We start from the raw sequence: 14,924 nt of genomic DNA, 5'->3' as shown, positions 1-14,924 counted from the left end.
CTCAGATGCTCAGGGCGCCGAAACCACCGGCCTTGAAGTCATAGTTCACCGGCACCTCGATGAGGAACGGCCGGCCGAGAGCGGCGCCCTTGCGCAGCGCGGCGAGCAGCTCGTCGCGGGTGCCGGCCCGCACCGCCTCCACACCGTTGGCCTGGGCCAGCTTGGTGAAGTCGACCCCGGTGAACTTCACCGCGGGGTCGAAGGAGCGCCGGTGGCCGAGGTTCTGGTACAGCTCGATCAGCCCGTTGGTGTCGTTGTTGACGACCACGGTGACAATGGGCAGGTTGAGCCGTGCGATGGTCTCCAGGTCGGCGCTGTTGGAGTGGAAGCCGCCGTCGCCCGCGATGAGGAACGTGGGCTGTCCGGGCCGCGCCATCTGCGCGCCCATCGCCGCGGGTATGCCGTATCCGAAGCTGGAGCAGCCGGCCGAGGTCAGGAAGCCGAACGGCTGGTCGGCGCGGGCGAAGAGCACCCCGTAGTGCCGGAAGAAGCCGATATCGGACACGATGGTGCCCTCCCCCGACTCGGCGGACTCGTCCATCACGGTGTTCATGCAGTCGATCACCTGGTGGACCCGCATGCCGTCCTCGTAGTGCTCGGGGTCGGCGAGGAACTCGGCGACCCGCTCACGCAGCGGGGTGATGTCGTGCGGGGTCTTCGGCGCGAGCCCCGCTGTCCGGCCTTCCAGGTAGTCGACGAAGGCGTGTACGTCCGCGACGACGTCCACGTCGGGCCGGAACACCCGGGGGACGGGGTTGACCGTCGGGGACACCCGGACGGTCCGCTTCGGACCGCCGCGCTGCCACATCGACGGGCGCAGGTCCTCGGCGTAGTCGTAGCCGAGGGTGAGGATCACGTCGGCCGGGCCGAAGAGGGACTCCAGCGCGGGGAAGGAGAGGATGCCGTCCATGTAGCCGGTGACGGCGCCGTAGTTGAGCCGGTGCCCCTGCGGCAGCACACCCTTGGCGATGTAGGTGGTGATGACGGGGATGTTCAGCCGCTCGGACAGGGCCCGGATCGCCGGAACGGCACCCGACCGGATCGCCGCCGCTCCGACCACCAGCACCGGGTGCTCGGCCCCCGAGAGCAGTTCGGCGGCCTTTTCGGCCGCGTCCTGCCAGCCGTCCTGGACCGCGCCGACGGGCTTGCCCGGTGTACTGGCCGGGGGGACGGCCAGCGTGGTGTCGATCTCGCTGCCGAGCAGGTCGACCGGGAGCGAGATGAAGCTGGGGCCGACCGGCTCGGTCATGGCCGCCGCGACCGCGGAGTCCACGAGGTCGGTGATGTCGTCGGGACGCTGAAGCTCCACGGCGTACTTGGTCAGCGGACGCATCACGCCGACCGCGTCCAGGCACTGGTGGGTGTCGTTGGGGAAGATGTCGTACGACTCGGACTGAGCGGCCAGCGCGATGACCGGCGAGCGGTCCAGGACCGACGTGGCGACACCGGTGGACAGATTCGTCATGCCGGGGCCCAGCGTGGCCCAGCAGGCCTGCGGCCGTCCGCTGATCCGCGCCAGCACGTCGGCGGCGACGCCCGCCGTGAACTCGTGGCGGGTCAGGACGAAGTCGATCCCCTCCACCTCGTCGAAGAGGATGGACGCGGCCTCCCGGCCGACCACGCCGAAGACCGTCTCGACTCCGTGGTCCCGCAGGCGCTGGAGCAGCGCGTGAGCGGTCGTCGGTTTGTTGCTCGGGGTGGTGGACACGCGCGACATGGAAACTCCTCGTGGCTTACGGATACTGCCTCGGTAGAGGGCGGAGATTTCGACCTGAGCCGCTGCGCACCGTTGAATCGGCCCGCCCGGCACGCAGTTCCCACTGTGCTGACATGGCCTTGCACACACATGTATGCCGCGCTTGCAGGAAATTCGCCACGGCCACGGAAATCAATGAGCGGTATTCCAGCGAAGCGTCAAACGCTCACCCCTGCCGGGCGTTGTGGGCTCACGTGCGAGCAGATACCGTGCAGCGGACAGGACATCACAGCCAATTCCACTGTGCGGCCGGGCAATTCGCCGCTCCCCCGCATTCGAGCCATATGTCTTCAGCCATACGTCCGGATTCCGGCGTACGCGTCCATCGGAGGTCCCTTCATGCCCGCGTTCCGCGATCTGCCCACGCGCGACCTGCGCGGTCTGCCGGTCAGCGCCCAGGGGCTGGGCTGCCTGCCGACCACGAGCTTCTACGGCCGGCCGGACCCCGAACGGTCGGTCGCCGCCATCCGCGCCGCCCTCGACGCCGGGGTCACGCTGGTGGACACCGCCGACGTCCAGGGCCAGGGGGCGGGCGAGGAACTGCTCGGCCGCGCCATCGCCGGGCGCCGGGACTGCGTGGTGATCGCCAGCAAGTTCGGCATGGTGCGGGCCGCCGACGGCGCCTTCGAGGGACTGTGCGGCGAACCCTCCTACGTGCGCGCCGCCTGCGAACGTTCGCTGCGTCGCCTGGGCGTGGACCACATCGACCTGTACTACCAGCACTGGACCGACCCGGCCGTTCCCGTCGAGGAGACCGCCGGCGCCGTGGCCGGACTGATCCAGGAGGGCAAGGTCCGGCACTTCGGACTCAGCGAGCCCTCCGCGGCCACCCTGCGCAGGGCCGACGCCGAACACCCCGTGACCGCGGTGCAGAGCGAATGGAGCCTGTGGACCCGGGGCATCGAGGACGAGGTGGTCCCCGCCTGCCGGGCGCTGGGGGTCGGCATCGTGGCGTACGCCCCGCTGGGACGCGGCTTTCTGACGGGCCGGATCCGCACCACCGACGACCTCGCCCCCGAGGACTTCCGCAGGGGCCAGCCACGGTTCAGCCCCGCCGGGCTAGCGCACAACCAGCTGTTGCTGCGACGGCTGCGCCCGGTCGCAGAGCGGCTCGGGCTCTCCCTGGCCCAGCTCGGGCTGGCCTGGCTCCACCACCAGGGGCCTGACGTGGTCCCCATCCCGGGAACCAGTGATCCGGCCCATCTGGCGGAGAACCTGGCCGCCGCCTCGGTCCGGCTGGACGAGGACGGCCTGGCCGCGGTGGCGCGTGCGGTGGATGTTCCGGTGCACGGAGCCCGCTACGCGCCCGCGATGCTCGCCATGACGGGTAACTGAGCACGCTGCAAGCCGCGCGGCAGAACGACGTCAAGGCCTCGCCAAGCGCCCCCTGCGATCGTGGATCACAGCCGCACGGACACCCCGGCCCCGATTGCGGCGAGCCCTTCCGGTCATTCCGGCAGTTTTGGAGGTCGTTCATGCCCGCGGCAGTAACCCCCATGACGGACGAACAGCGAAAGGCTGTCGTCATCGCCTACCTCAAGGCCTTCGACAACGGCGGGACCGGCCACGACGGAACCCCCATTCTCGACTTCTTCGCCGAGGACGCCCAATTCTTTTTCCCCAAGTGGGGACTGGCACACGGAAAAGCCGATATCAGCCGGACGTTCGGAGATCTCGGCGGCACCGTCAAGTCGGTCGAGCACCATTTCTCGTCCTTCAACTGGATCGTCACGGGCACCGACGTGCTCGCGGTCGAGGGCACCACGCACGGCGAACACCTGGACGGGCCGTGGCGGGTGGGCGTGCCCGAGTGGGGGGCGGGGCGCTGGTGCGGGGTCTTCGAGGTGCGTGACCACCTCATCCAGCGGGCCTTCATCTACCTGGATCCCGACTACGCGGGCAAGGACACCGCCCGCTATCCGTGGCTCTGACGCCGCCGTCCCGACCGTCCCGCCCCTCTCCCCCAGCACAGGAGCACTGATGGATGTACTGGCCGCTCTTCAGCGCAAGCCCAGCCTCAACCTCTTCCCGATCGAGAACCGGCTCTCGCCGAGGGCCGCCGCCGCGCTCGCCACCGACGCGGTCAACCGCTACCCGTACTCCGAGACGCCGGTGGCCGTCTACGGCGACGTCGCGGGTCTCAGCGACGTCTACGACTACTGCGTGGACCTCACCAAGGAGTTCTACGGCGCACGCCACGCCTTCGTGCAGTTCCTCTCCGGACTGCACACCATGCACACCGTGCTCACCGCCGTGACACCGCACAGCGGCCGGGTCATGGTGCTGGCGCCCGAGAACGGCGGGCACTACGCCACGGTGACCATCTGCGAGAGCTTCGGATACCAGGTCGACTTCCTCCCGTACGACCGGGAGCGCCTGCAGATCGACCACAGCGCACTCGCCGCGCGCATAGCCGAACAGCCGGTCGACGTCATCTACCTGGACGCCTCCACGACCCTGCACTTCCCGGACGCCCGGGCACTGCGGGCCGCCGCTCCCGGCGCGACCATCTGCCTGGACGCCTCCCACCTGCTCGGCCTGCTGCCCGCCGCGCCGCAGACCCTCGTACTCGACGGTGGATTCGACAGCATCTCCGGCAGTACGCACAAGACGCTGCCCGGCCCGCAGAAGGGCCTGTTCGTCACCGACAGCGACACCATCGCGGAGAAAGTGGCAGCGCGGATCCCGTTCACCGCGTCGAGCTCCCACTCGGCGACGGTCGGCAGTCTGGCGATCACGCTGGAGGAACTGCTGCCGCACCGGGTGGACTACGCGCGCCAGACCATCGCCAACGCCCGCCGGCTGGGTGAGGAACTGGCCCGGCGCGGCTTCGACCTGCCCGGTGGGGACTTCGGCTACACCGACACGCATCAGGTGTGGGTGCACCTTCCCAGGGAGAGCTCCCCGCACGAGTGGGGCCGGATGCTCACCCGCGCCGATATCCGCACCACGACGGTGGTGCTGCCGAGCAACGGCCGCCCCGGCCTCCGCCTCGGCTCCCAGGAGCTGACCCGCTGGGGCATGAAGGAGGCCGACATGCCCGCGGTCGCCGAACTGCTGGCCCGTCTCCTGCTGCGCCGCGAGGACTCCGGCAAGGTGGCCGCGGACGTCGCCGATCTGGCCCGCGAGTTCCCCGGCGTGGCCTACGCCGGGCAAGCCGCCCCGGCGACCGCCACCTGAGCCCCCGCGGGGACGCGCCGCGCCGCTGCGGCACGTCCCCGGCCGGCCGGACGGACCGGAGGAACTCCCCCAGATGTCCCAGTCGATGGAGAACGCCCTTCCGGAGCACGGCAGTCCACCGGCGGCGACCGCCGAGCGGTTCCGCCGGGTGGCCGGCCACTACCCGACCGGGCTTGTCCTGGTCACCGCTCCGCGCCCGGCCCCGCACCAGCCCCCGCCAGCCATGATCATGGGCACCTTCACGTCCGTGTCGCTGCAGCCGGCCCTGGTGGGCTTCCTTCCCGCCAAGTCCTCGACCACCTGGCCCCGCATCCGGGCGGCCGGCCGGTTCTGCGTCAACGTGCTCGCCGCGGACCAGGAGCACCTGTGCCGCAGCTTCACCAGCGCCGCCCCCGGCCGCTGGGACGTACCGCACCGGGAGACGGCCACCGGCTCCACCGCGCTGCTGGACGCCATCGCCTGGTTCGACTGCGAGATGGCCGGTGAAGTGGAAGCGGGCGACCACTGGTTCGTGACCGGCGCCGTCCGTGATCTGGGGGTCCAGCGGCCGGGCCCGCCCCTGCTCTTCTTCCAGGGCGGGTACGGCGCGTGCGGCCCGCTCCCCGAAGCGGCCGTGGCCCAGCCGTGAAGGGCGCGTGCCGGTGGGAGCCGGTGCCGTGTCCGGGCCGGGTCACCCGCCGGCCCGGACCGGGCCGGCGCGCCTTCCGGCCGGCCCGCGGCGCACCCCGCTCCCGGCCGGAGGGTCAGATGGTCGGGTCCGGCTCCAGCCGCAGATGCGTCCTGTCGGCGTCGTCTGCCGCCCGCCAGGACGAGTACCGCGCGCTCACGGCGTAGGACGCGGCGCAGGCATGCTCCACGCCACTCGGGGTGTGCGCGGCGGCCGGGCAGGGCGCAGCGACGGGCCGCTGTGCGGGTTCCGCGGCCGGCAGGGTCCTGGCGAACCAGCGGACCAGGTCGTGGAAGGAGTACCGGCCGAGTTCGAACTGCTCCATGAGATGGACGTCCAGCAGATGTTCCAGCGTCTCCTCCGCCCGGCGCGGCCCGGTGCCCAGGAGCGCGGCCGCGGTGGCGACGTCGAGGTCGGCCCCGGTGTACAGGCTCAGCCGCCGGAAGTCGGCCTGGTGGTGTGGCCGCATCACTTCGTATGAGACCCGCAGCACGCTCGCGACGCTGCGGTCGCCGGACTCCAGCTCTCCCAGGATGCGGGAGCTGTCCCGCAGCCGGTCGGCCAGAAAGCCCAGGGTCCAGTGCGGTCGCTTGCGCAGCCGGGCCCCCGAGATACGCAGGGCCAGGGGAAGATTCCCGCAGAGCCGCACGAGCTCGGAGGCCGCGTGGGGCTCAATGGCGATCCGCTCCGCGCCGAGAATCCTGCTCATCAGCTCGGTGCTGTCGTCATCGTCGAGCAGGCCGAGGGACAGCCCGGCGGACCCTTCGATCTCGGGCAGCCGGACCCTGCTCGTGATGACGACGAGGCTGCCCCGGCAGGTCGGGAGCAGCGGTCGCAACTGTGCGGCCTCGGCAACGTTGTCAAGAATCAGCAGAAGTCGCCGCCGAGCGGTCGTGGACCGCCACAGGGCCATACGGCCGAGTGCATCACCGCTCATGGAGTCCTCCGGTACCCCCAGAGCCCCCAGCAGCGCCCCCAGTGCCGCTCCCGCGGACAGCGGCTCCTCGCCCGAGGTGAAGCCGCGCAGGTCGAGGTAGAGCTGCCCGCCTGTGTATTCGTCCGCCAGCAGGTGCGCCACGTGCACGGCCAGCGCTGTCTTGCCGCTGCCGCCCATGCCGTCGATCACCAGGACGCGCGGACCCGGATGGTCCCCGTTCGTGGGGACGTCCCCGATGAGCCGGCGCACTTCCTCCTTCCGTCCGGTGAAGTCCACCAGGTCGTGGGGCAAGGTGCACGGGGCCGTTCCGGTCACCCCCGGCGGCCGGTCCGGCACGTTCGCCACAGCCCGGCGCGGAACCTCCAGCTCGGATGCCCCGCGCAGGATCGCCATGTGCAGTTCCGCCAGCCGGAAGCCGGGCTCTATGCCCAGATCCTCGGACAGCAGGGTGCGCAGCCGGGCGTACTCCTCCACGGCCTCGGCGTGGCGCCCCGAGCGGTGGAGGGCGAGCATCAACTGGCCGCGCATGGTCTCCCGGAACGGGTGCGCGGCGATGAACTCCCGTAACTCGCTGATCAGTTCACCTGCCTCGCCGCGCGCGAGGCGGAGGTCGAAGCAGTGTTCGGCCGCGGCGATACGGCGCTCCTCCAGACCGGTCGCCGCGGCCTCGATGACGTGTCCGCCGGCGCCGGCGAGGATGGATCCGCGCCACAGGTCCAGCCCGGCCCTCAAGTGGGTCACGGCCTCGTCCAGGAGTCCTTCCGCGTGCGCCCCCTGGGCATGGCGCACCCGCGCGTCGAACACCTTGAGATCCACCTGGCTCTCCGCCACCGTCATCCGGTAGCCGGGAGGTTCGGTGACGATCAGTTCACGTCCCGAGGGGATTCGCCGGCGCAGGGCCGCCACAGCCTTGCGGATCTGCTGGAGGGCCGTGAAGGGGGGCTTCTGGTCCCAGACCGCCTGGATCAGCCGTGCGACCGGCACCACACGTCCCGCCTCCAGCAGCAACATCACCAGGACACGCTCGTTGACAACGCCGCCGAGTTTCAGACGGCGCTCCCCCTCCCATCCTTCCAACGGCCCGAGGATCCCGAAAAAGACGTCGTCATGACTGGAGTTCGACTGCATTGCCCGTGCTCCAACTAGTGTCGGCCCCGTAGCCGTCTATCTGCCCCTGGGACGTCGGCGCCATGCCACTTTTGAGTGGACTTCTTCACGCTCGGACGGGGCCGCGCCGCCCCAGGGTGACGCCGGCGACGACGGCCAGGGCGACGACGAGTCCGGCCAGCGGCACCGCCCAGTGCCCGGCGAAGGTGGTCGCCAGGACCAGGGGCACGCTCACCGGCAGCAGGGACCGCTGGGCCGCGCCCCGTTTGAAATGGCGGGTGTGCAGCAGCGACACGGTGAGCAGGAACAGTGCGGTGGGAACGGTGACCGTGGCCGCCGCGGCGACGGCCGAGAGGTCCGCGTGCCCCGTCACCTGCTCGACGGTGACCTCGATGCCCGAGCCAATCGCAGCGGCCGAAGCGAAGACCAGGTAGTGGCCGTAACCCCAGAGGAAAGCCTGCCGGTTGGAGACCAGATGCTCGTGGATGGGGACCGCGAAGTAGATCCAGTAGGCGCCGAAGACGATGACGAGACCGCCCGCCGCGATCGGCAGCAGCTCACCGAGCGCGGCCGACTCGTCCACCGCCGACTGCACGGCGACGGTGGCGGCAGCGACGGTCTCACCGAGCATGATGATGGTGAAGAGCCCATAGCGCTCGGCGATGTGGCTCGGATGCCAGGGGGTCCGGTGGCGGTGCTCGGCGAAGGCCGGGACCGCCAGGTCGGCCACGGCCATGGGCACGAAACCCCACGTCCACGCGGCGTCCGGCAGGAGCAGCAGCACGACCCAGCCGATCTGCACGATCACGAGCCCGGCCGCGTACCGCAGGGCCGTCGTCCGGGCGGCGCCCGTCTCGCCGCGCGCCGCCCTGAGCCACTGGAGCGTCAGCACGACCCGCATGATCAGATAGCCGACGATCGCGAGCGTGTAGTCCTCGTGGTCGAAGGCGCGCGGGACGCCCGCCGCGAGGACGAGCACCCCGGCGATCTGGATCAGGGTGGCGACCCGGTAGAGCACGTCGTCGGTGTCGTACGCGGACGCGAACCAGGAGAAGTTGGCCCACGCCCAGTAGATCGCGAAGAACACGAACAGGTAGCCGGCGATCCCGTGGGCCGGAGCGCCTGCGGCCAGGGCGTGCACCAGGCGGCTGCCCGCCTGGGAGACCGCGACGACGAAGCACAGGTCGAAGAAGAGCTCCAGCGGGGTCGAGGCGCGGTGCGGCTCGGCGGGATCCCTGGCCCGCATCCGGATCCCCTGCACCGGGAAGCCGCCGTGTGCCGGCCCGGACGCCGCCGTCTCGTCGCTCATCTGCGCGCCATTCCTCCGCTCGCACCCGTCACCGGCCCTGCCCAGGGCCCTCCGCACCACACCCTCGCGCAGATCGTGGCACAGGGCGCCGCCGACACGGCAGCACGGCAGGAGCGGGCAGCACGCGAACCGGCCCGCAGCGAGAGCTGCGGGCCGGCCGGACGCGGTGCGGGATGCTGTGCTGGGCGGTGCTGTGCTGAGCGGTGCGGCGGCGGGTCAGCCGGTGGTCGTCGTCTGCTGACCGGTGGCGCTGTCCTTCAGCCACTGCGACCAGGAGAGGTTGAAGTCGGCGTAGCCGTTGTCACCGGCCGCCTTGCCACGCGGGGAGCCGGTGATGGTGACCGGGTCGCCCTGCTTGACGAAGTCGTAGAACCACTTGGAATCGGCGAGCGACAGGTGCACACAGCCGTGCGAGCCGTAGCTGTGGCCCGGGTAGGGGTCACCGGTCGAGTAGTGGATGTAGGTGCCGGAGTTGGTGAGGTGCACGTCCCACGGCAGGGTCAGGTCGTAGAAGTCGGGGCTGCCCTTGGTGCAGCTGATCCCGACGCTGCACGAGGTCATGTGGACCTCGCGCGCCTTGTCCATCACGGCCATCGTGCCGTCCCACGAGGGGAAGCTGGGGCTGCCCGCGTCGATCGGGAGGGTACGGACCACCTTGCCGTTCCGCATCACCTTCATCGAGTGGCCGGGCACCGAAGCGGTGGCCTCGACGTCGTCACCGATGGTGAACTTGTGCTGGTAATTGTGCGTTCCGTAACGGCCGTTGCCGTTGCTCACGTCCTTCAGTTCCGCGTTCAGCGTCACCTTGGTGCCGGGCTGCCAGTACTTCTCGGGCCGCCAGTCGGCGCGGGTGCTGCTGAACCAGTGCCAGGCGCCGGTGACCGGCGCGGACGCGGAGACCTTGAGGTGCTTCTCCACCCCGGCGCGGGCCGAGGTGGCCACCGGATTGCTGAAGGTCACCGATACCGGCATGGCCACCCCGACGGTCGCCCCGGTCTTGGGGGCGATCGTCTCCAACAGCATGGGCGGGCCCGCCGGGTGGGTGGGTTTCGGGTGCGCGCTCGCCGACGCCTTCCCTGAAGCGCCGTTCGCGGAGTCGCCCGAGGCGGACGCCGAGGCATTTCCCCCACAGGCGCTCGTGCCCGCCAGCACCGCGCTGACCAGCAGTGCGATCCCTATGCTGCCCTTGACCCGGCCCATGCTCATGCTCCGCTCACATCACTTCCCGCTGGACACAACACCCCTAGAGACAGCTGTCCGGGCGGACCGGTTGCAGAACTTCTCGTAAAGCGCAGGCCAAGTCTTGGGACGCGTCCCGGGCCGGGCCGGCCGTTCGGCGCACGGAACTCCGGCACCACCCGTCCCAAAGAGTTTTGCCCGGGACCAATACACCTGTCCGGTGCTGCTCGTTGGCCCTGATGGCCCGTAGAGAACAAGCACCTGCGTCAGGAGACGGCACGCATGAACAGGAAGTCCGGCAACCGGAACGGTCGCTTGCCGCTGACCGCCTCACAGACGGGGATGTGGTTCTCCCAGGAGCTGGACGCGGAGAATCCCAACTACCGCGCGGCCGAATTCGTCGAGATCCGGGGACCGCTCGACCTGGAGCTGCTTGAGGAGTCCCTGCGCGAGGCCGTCGGCGAGACCCAGGTGCTGCGGGCCGGCTTCGAGGCCGACGACGAGGGCCGTACCTGGCAGCGGATCGGGGCCCCGCCGCAGTGGTCGCTGCCGCTGGTGGACCTGCGCGGCACGGACGACCCGTGGGCCGCCGCGCGCGCGTGGATGTGGGACGACATGCGGCGCCCCCTCGACCTCGGGCGTCCGCCGCTCTTCACGTTCGCGGTGCTGAGGACGGCCGGTGACTGCTTCCTGCTGTACATCAGCGTGCACCACATCGCGCTCGACGGTTACGGCTTCTCGCTCTTCATCCAGCGGGTCGCCGAGCTCTACTCCGCGCTGGAGGCCGGCCGGTTCCGTCCCGACTCCTCCTGGGGCACGCTGGAGGAGCTCCTGGCCGACGAGGCGGCGTACCACGCTTCGGAGCGGTTCGCGGAGGACCGGGAGTACTGGGCCGGGCAGCTCGCCGGGTGCGCGACGGCGCCGGACGCCGCGGGCCGGCTGAAGTCGGTCCCGCACCGTTTCGTACGGGTCAGCGGCCCGGTCGGCGCCCAGGCGGCGGCCGGGCTGCGGGCTCTGGCCCGGCAGGCCAGGACGGGTCTTCCCTCGGTCGCGATGGCCGCGCTCGCGCTGTACGTGCACCGGCTGAGCGGACGGGACGAGGTCTCGCTGGACCTGACCGTGACGGGCCGCACCGGCCCGGTCGCCCGTACCGTCCCGGTGATGCTGGCCAATGTGCTTCCGCTGTCGGTACGCCCCGAGCCCGGCGCCACCCTGGCCGGGCTGGTGCGCCACACCGCACGGCAGGCGCGCGGACTGCTGCGCCACCAGCGCTACCCGGCCCCGTACCTCGTCAAGGACCTCGGCGGCATCCCCACCGGCGGGTACCTGGGTGACTGGGGCATCAACATCATGGGATACGACCCGCAGCTGATGTTCGGGCGGCACCCCGCCGTCCTGCACAACCTCTCCAACGGCCCGGTGACCGGGCTCGGCGTGAACGTGTACGAGCGCCAGGCGGACGGCTCGCTGCGGATCGACTTCAACGCGGACCCGGCCCTGTACGACGCCGGGGTCACCGCCGCACACCACCGCCGGTTCCTGGCCCTGCTCGGCACACTGGCAGCGGCCGGCCCCGACCGGCCCGTCGCGGGGATCGGACTGCTGACGGCGGACGAGCGGCACCGGGTGGTGAGCGCCTGGAACGACACCGGGCGCCCCGTGCCCGCCACCACACTGACCGGGATGTTCGAGGCTCACGCCCGCCGTACGCCGGAAGCGACCGCGCTGGTGTGCGGCCAGGACGTCCTCTCGTACGGTGAGGTGAACGCGCGCGCCAACCGGCTGGCCCGGGTGCTGATCGCGCGCGGCGCGGGCCCCGGGAGCTTCGTCGCGCTGGCGCTGCCGCGCACCGCCGACTACCCGGTGGCGCTGCTCGCCGTGCTCAAGTCGGGCGCCGCGTGCGTACCGGTGGACCCCGGGCACCCCGCCGAGCGCATCCGGTACCTGCTCACCGACGCCGCCCCGCTCTGCGCCGTCACCACGGCCGCGGGCGCTTCCGCACTGCCGCCCGCTGTGGCCCCCTTGCTGATCGACGCCCCCGGCAGCATCCGTGAACTGGCCGCCCAGCCGGACACCGACCCCGGCGACAGCGACCGTCTCGCCCCCTTGCTGCCGCACCATCCCGCGTACGTCAGCTACACATCCGGGTCCACCGGGGCCCCGAAGGGCGTGGTCGTCGAGCACCGTTCGCTCAGCAATCTCTGCGCCGACCACCACAGCGAGCTGATCGCGCCGGCGGTCGCGGCGGCGGGCCGGCCGCTGCGGTCCGCGCTCACCGCGACGTTCACCTTCGACACCGCGTGGGAGGGCCCGCTCTTCCTGGCCGCGGGCCAGGAACTCCATGTGATCGACGACGCCGTCCGGCTCGATCCGGCGGCGCTGGCCGACTACGTCGACCGGCACGCGATCGACTTCCTGGATGTCACTCCCTCCTATCTGCACCAGCTGATCGCCGCAGGTCTGCTGACGGGCGCCCGGCACCGGCCGCGGCTGCTGATGGTCGGCGGTGAGCCGCTGGACGCGACGCTGTGGCGGACGCTGCGGGAGTGCCCGGAGACGACGGCCTACAACTACTACGGTCCGACCGAGTGCACGGTCGACGCCGTGTACTGCCGGCTGGACGCGGAGGGGGACGTGCCGGTCATCGGGCGCCCCGGTCACAACGTCCGCGCGTACGTCCTGGACTCCGCCCTGAAACCGGTGCCGCCCGGGGTGCCGGGCGAACTGCACCTGGCCGGCGACCAGGTGGCCCGCGGCTACCTCAACCGGCCCGCGCTGACGGCCGAACGTTTCCTCGCTGATCCGTTCGGTGCGCCGGGCGGCCGGATGTACCGCACGGGCGATCTGGTGCGGTGGACCGGGCAGGGCGCGCTGGAGTACCTCGGGCGCACCGACGACCAGCTCACGCTCCGGGGTCTGCGGATCGAGCCCGGCGAGATCGAGGCGGTGCTCGGCCGGCACCCCCAGGTGGCGCGTGCGGCGGTCGCGGTACGGCGGTCCCCGCAGGGCGAGCCGGTCCTGGCCGCGTACGTGGTCCCCGCCGGCCGGCACGCGCCGCGGGCGGTGCCGGGACCGAGGGCGGCCTCGGACACCGCCCTCGACTCCGCCACGCTGCGCGCCTGGGCCACGGAGCGGCTGCCGGGGTACCTGGTGCCCGCCGCGTACCTGCTGCTCGGCACGCTGCCGCTCACACCGCACGGCAAACTCGACCGGGCCGCGCTTCCGGCGCCGGAGACGGCGGCCGAGCGGAGGGGGAGGCCGGCCCGCAGCGCACAGGAGAAGAAGCTCTGCGCGCTCTTCACCGAGGTGCTGGGCGTCGGCGACGTCAGCATCGACGACGACTTCTTCGCCCTGGGCGGGTATTCGCTGCTGGCCGCCAGGCTCATCGGCCGTATCCGTACCTCCCTGGGGGCGGCCCTCTCCATCGGCGCGGTCTTCGAGGCGCCGACCGTCGCCGGTCTGGCCCGGCTGCTCGACAGCGGTACCGCGCGGGATCCCTTCGCGATGCTGCTGCCGCTGCGCACCGACGGATCCCGGCCGCCGCTGTTCTGCGTCCACCCGGCGGGTGGCCTGAGCTGGTGCTACGCGGGAATGCCGCGCCATCTCGCCTCGGACCTCCCGGTGTACGGGCTGCAGGCGCGGGGGCTTTCGGGACCGGGCGGGCTGCCGGTGACCTTCGAGGAGATGGTCGGCGACTATGTGGCGCACATCCGCTCCGTCCAGCCGTCCGGCCCCTACCATCTGCTGGGCTGGTCCCTGGGCGGTGCGCTGTCGCACGCCATCGCGGTCCGGCTCCAGGACCGGGGCGAGCGGGTGGCGCTGCTGGCCATGCTGGACTCCCGGCCCATCGACCCGCGCAGCCGACTGCGGCCGCTGCCCGACGACCACGCCGCCCTGGCCCTGCTGCTCGAAGCCGCAGGACATACCCCGCAGGGCCCCGGGCTCTCGGCGCTGACCGCCACCGATGTCGCCGCGATCCTCAGCAGCGACGGCGGGAACGGGCGCCCTGCTGCCCTCACCGAGCACGAGGGGCTCGCCGAGCACCATGTGGCGGCGATGACGTCGGTCCTCACCAACTCGGTCCGGCTCCAGCCGACCTTCGTGGAGGGTGTGTTCGAGGGGGATCTGCTGTACTTCCACGCCACCCAGGGGAAGTCGGCCCAGGCCCTCACCGGGGAGGCGTGGCGCCCCTGGGTGACCGGCCGGATCGAGTCGCAGGACATCGCGTGCACCCACCACGCGATGACCCAGGCTGCGCCGCTCGCGCACATCGGGCGATCAGTCAGCCGCCATCTCGACGCCGCGGGCGCCTCTCCCCGCTGACCCGGGCACGGAGGCGCTGCCGCGCCGGAGCCGTCCCCGCGGGGCCCCGCGGAGACATCACCACGAAGGAATCGGACACACTCAGAGGTATGAGCACCCCGGAGAGAGAACCATTCGACGACGAACGCGTGGGTACGAGGTACCGCGCCGAAGTGGAGGCGGCATACCGGAAGGTGGCAGCGGCCGCGGCTCCCGACGCACAGCCGCAGCTCTCACGCGGCGTCCTGAGCGGGTACGAGTGGGCCCTGGGCCGGGCGGCGGCGGCGCCGGTCACCGGTATCACCGGCGGCGCACCCGATCTCGGGCTGCTGACCGCGGAGGTGGACGCGGTGACCGTACAGCTGGAGGACGCGGTGCAGCGCGGTGTCCCGGACGACTACGCGCGGGGGATGTACGACGCGCTGTCCTGGATCTGCGGTCAGAACGACCAGCGGCCCTGACGACCCGCGTTCCGCCGGGGCGGAGG

The 14,924-nt window shown here is 71.5% G+C and carries 10 protein-coding genes; 6 read left to right on the top strand and 4 right to left on the bottom strand.

Going from position 1 to position 14,924, the window contains the following annotated elements; genetic code table 11:
- Position 1: 1 nt before the first annotated feature.
- Positions 2-1,717, bottom strand: a complete 1,716-nt coding sequence (locus tag OG917_RS27265; protein ID WP_328320537.1) for a thiamine pyrophosphate-binding protein — start codon at positions 1,715-1,717, stop codon at positions 2-4.
- 378 nt (positions 1,718-2,095) lie between these two features.
- On the opposite strand from OG917_RS27265, the gene OG917_RS27260 reads away from it, so the two are divergent.
- From OG917_RS27260 to OG917_RS27245, 4 genes are all read left to right on the top strand, one after another.
- Entirely contained in the window at positions 2,096-3,091 is a 996-nt protein-coding gene (locus OG917_RS27260; RefSeq protein ID WP_328320535.1) for an aldo/keto reductase, read from the top strand.
- A 140-nt stretch (positions 3,092-3,231) separates the two neighbouring features.
- Positions 3,232-3,687 carry a nuclear transport factor 2 family protein gene (locus OG917_RS27255; protein WP_328320533.1) on the top strand — a complete coding sequence of 152 codons (456 nt, stop codon included), beginning with the start codon at positions 3,232-3,234 and terminating at the stop codon, positions 3,685-3,687.
- 49 nt (positions 3,688-3,736) lie between these two features.
- Positions 3,737-4,936, top strand: coding sequence for a serine hydroxymethyltransferase (locus OG917_RS27250; protein ID WP_328320531.1), 1,200 nt, complete (start codon positions 3,737-3,739; stop codon positions 4,934-4,936).
- Between the two features lie 73 nt (positions 4,937-5,009).
- Complete coding sequence (locus tag OG917_RS27245) at positions 5,010-5,564, top strand: flavin reductase family protein (protein ID WP_328320529.1); 555 nt, start codon at positions 5,010-5,012, stop codon at positions 5,562-5,564.
- Between the two features lie 115 nt (positions 5,565-5,679).
- On the opposite strand, the gene OG917_RS27240 is transcribed toward OG917_RS27245, so the two are convergent.
- The 3 genes from OG917_RS27240 to OG917_RS27230 all read right to left on the bottom strand — a co-directional run bounded on the left by OG917_RS27240 (position 5,680) and on the right by OG917_RS27230 (position 10,156).
- Complete coding sequence (locus tag OG917_RS27240) at positions 5,680-7,668, bottom strand: AfsR/SARP family transcriptional regulator (RefSeq protein ID WP_328320527.1); 1,989 nt, start codon at positions 7,666-7,668, stop codon at positions 5,680-5,682.
- A gap of 85 nt (positions 7,669-7,753) precedes the next feature.
- On the bottom strand, positions 7,754-8,956 hold the full coding sequence (locus tag OG917_RS27235) for a low temperature requirement protein A (RefSeq protein WP_328320525.1): 1,203 nt from the start codon (positions 8,954-8,956) through the stop codon (positions 7,754-7,756).
- 216 nt (positions 8,957-9,172) lie between these two features.
- The gene (locus tag OG917_RS27230; protein WP_328322211.1) at positions 9,173-10,156 is read right to left on the bottom strand and encodes a L,D-transpeptidase; all 984 of its coding nucleotides are present in this window, start codon (positions 10,154-10,156) and stop codon (positions 9,173-9,175) included.
- A gap of 261 nt (positions 10,157-10,417) precedes the next feature.
- Between OG917_RS27230 and OG917_RS27225 the strand changes: the two genes are divergently transcribed.
- Both OG917_RS27225 and OG917_RS27220 read left to right on the top strand, forming a co-directional pair.
- The gene (locus tag OG917_RS27225) at positions 10,418-14,458 is read left to right on the top strand and encodes an amino acid adenylation domain-containing protein (protein WP_328320523.1); all 4,041 of its coding nucleotides are present in this window, start codon (positions 10,418-10,420) and stop codon (positions 14,456-14,458) included.
- An 89-nt stretch (positions 14,459-14,547) separates the two neighbouring features.
- The gene (locus OG917_RS27220; RefSeq protein WP_328320521.1) at positions 14,548-14,898 is read left to right on the top strand and encodes a hypothetical protein; all 351 of its coding nucleotides are present in this window, start codon (positions 14,548-14,550) and stop codon (positions 14,896-14,898) included.
- Positions 14,899-14,924 lie beyond the last annotated feature (26 nt).

Source organism: Streptomyces sp. NBC_00388, assembly GCF_036061255.1.
Lineage (GTDB): Bacteria > Actinomycetota > Actinomycetes > Streptomycetales > Streptomycetaceae > Streptomyces.
This window is presented reverse-complemented; position numbering and strand designations above follow the sequence as displayed.

What these genes read in the sequence shown, in the direction of transcription:
- OG917_RS27265 (WP_328320537.1), bottom strand. Translation starts at nt 1,717, where the DNA reads ATGTCGCGCGTGTCCACCACCCCGAGCAACAAACCGACGACCGCTCAC.
- OG917_RS27260 (WP_328320535.1), top strand. Translation starts at nt 2,096, where the DNA reads ATGCCCGCGTTCCGCGATCTGCCCACGCGCGACCTGCGCGGTCTGCCG.
- OG917_RS27255 (WP_328320533.1), top strand. Translation starts at nt 3,232, where the DNA reads ATGCCCGCGGCAGTAACCCCCATGACGGACGAACAGCGAAAGGCTGTC.
- OG917_RS27250 (WP_328320531.1), top strand. Translation starts at nt 3,737, where the DNA reads ATGGATGTACTGGCCGCTCTTCAGCGCAAGCCCAGCCTCAACCTCTTC.
- OG917_RS27245 (WP_328320529.1), top strand. Translation starts at nt 5,010, where the DNA reads ATGTCCCAGTCGATGGAGAACGCCCTTCCGGAGCACGGCAGTCCACCG.
- OG917_RS27240 (WP_328320527.1), bottom strand. Translation starts at nt 7,668, where the DNA reads ATGCAGTCGAACTCCAGTCATGACGACGTCTTTTTCGGGATCCTCGGG.
- OG917_RS27235 (WP_328320525.1), bottom strand. Translation starts at nt 8,956, where the DNA reads ATGAGCGACGAGACGGCGGCGTCCGGGCCGGCACACGGCGGCTTCCCG.
- OG917_RS27230 (WP_328322211.1), bottom strand. Translation starts at nt 10,156, where the DNA reads ATGGGCCGGGTCAAGGGCAGCATAGGGATCGCACTGCTGGTCAGCGCG.
- OG917_RS27225 (WP_328320523.1), top strand. Translation starts at nt 10,418, where the DNA reads ATGAACAGGAAGTCCGGCAACCGGAACGGTCGCTTGCCGCTGACCGCC.
- OG917_RS27220 (WP_328320521.1), top strand. Translation starts at nt 14,548, where the DNA reads ATGAGCACCCCGGAGAGAGAACCATTCGACGACGAACGCGTGGGTACG.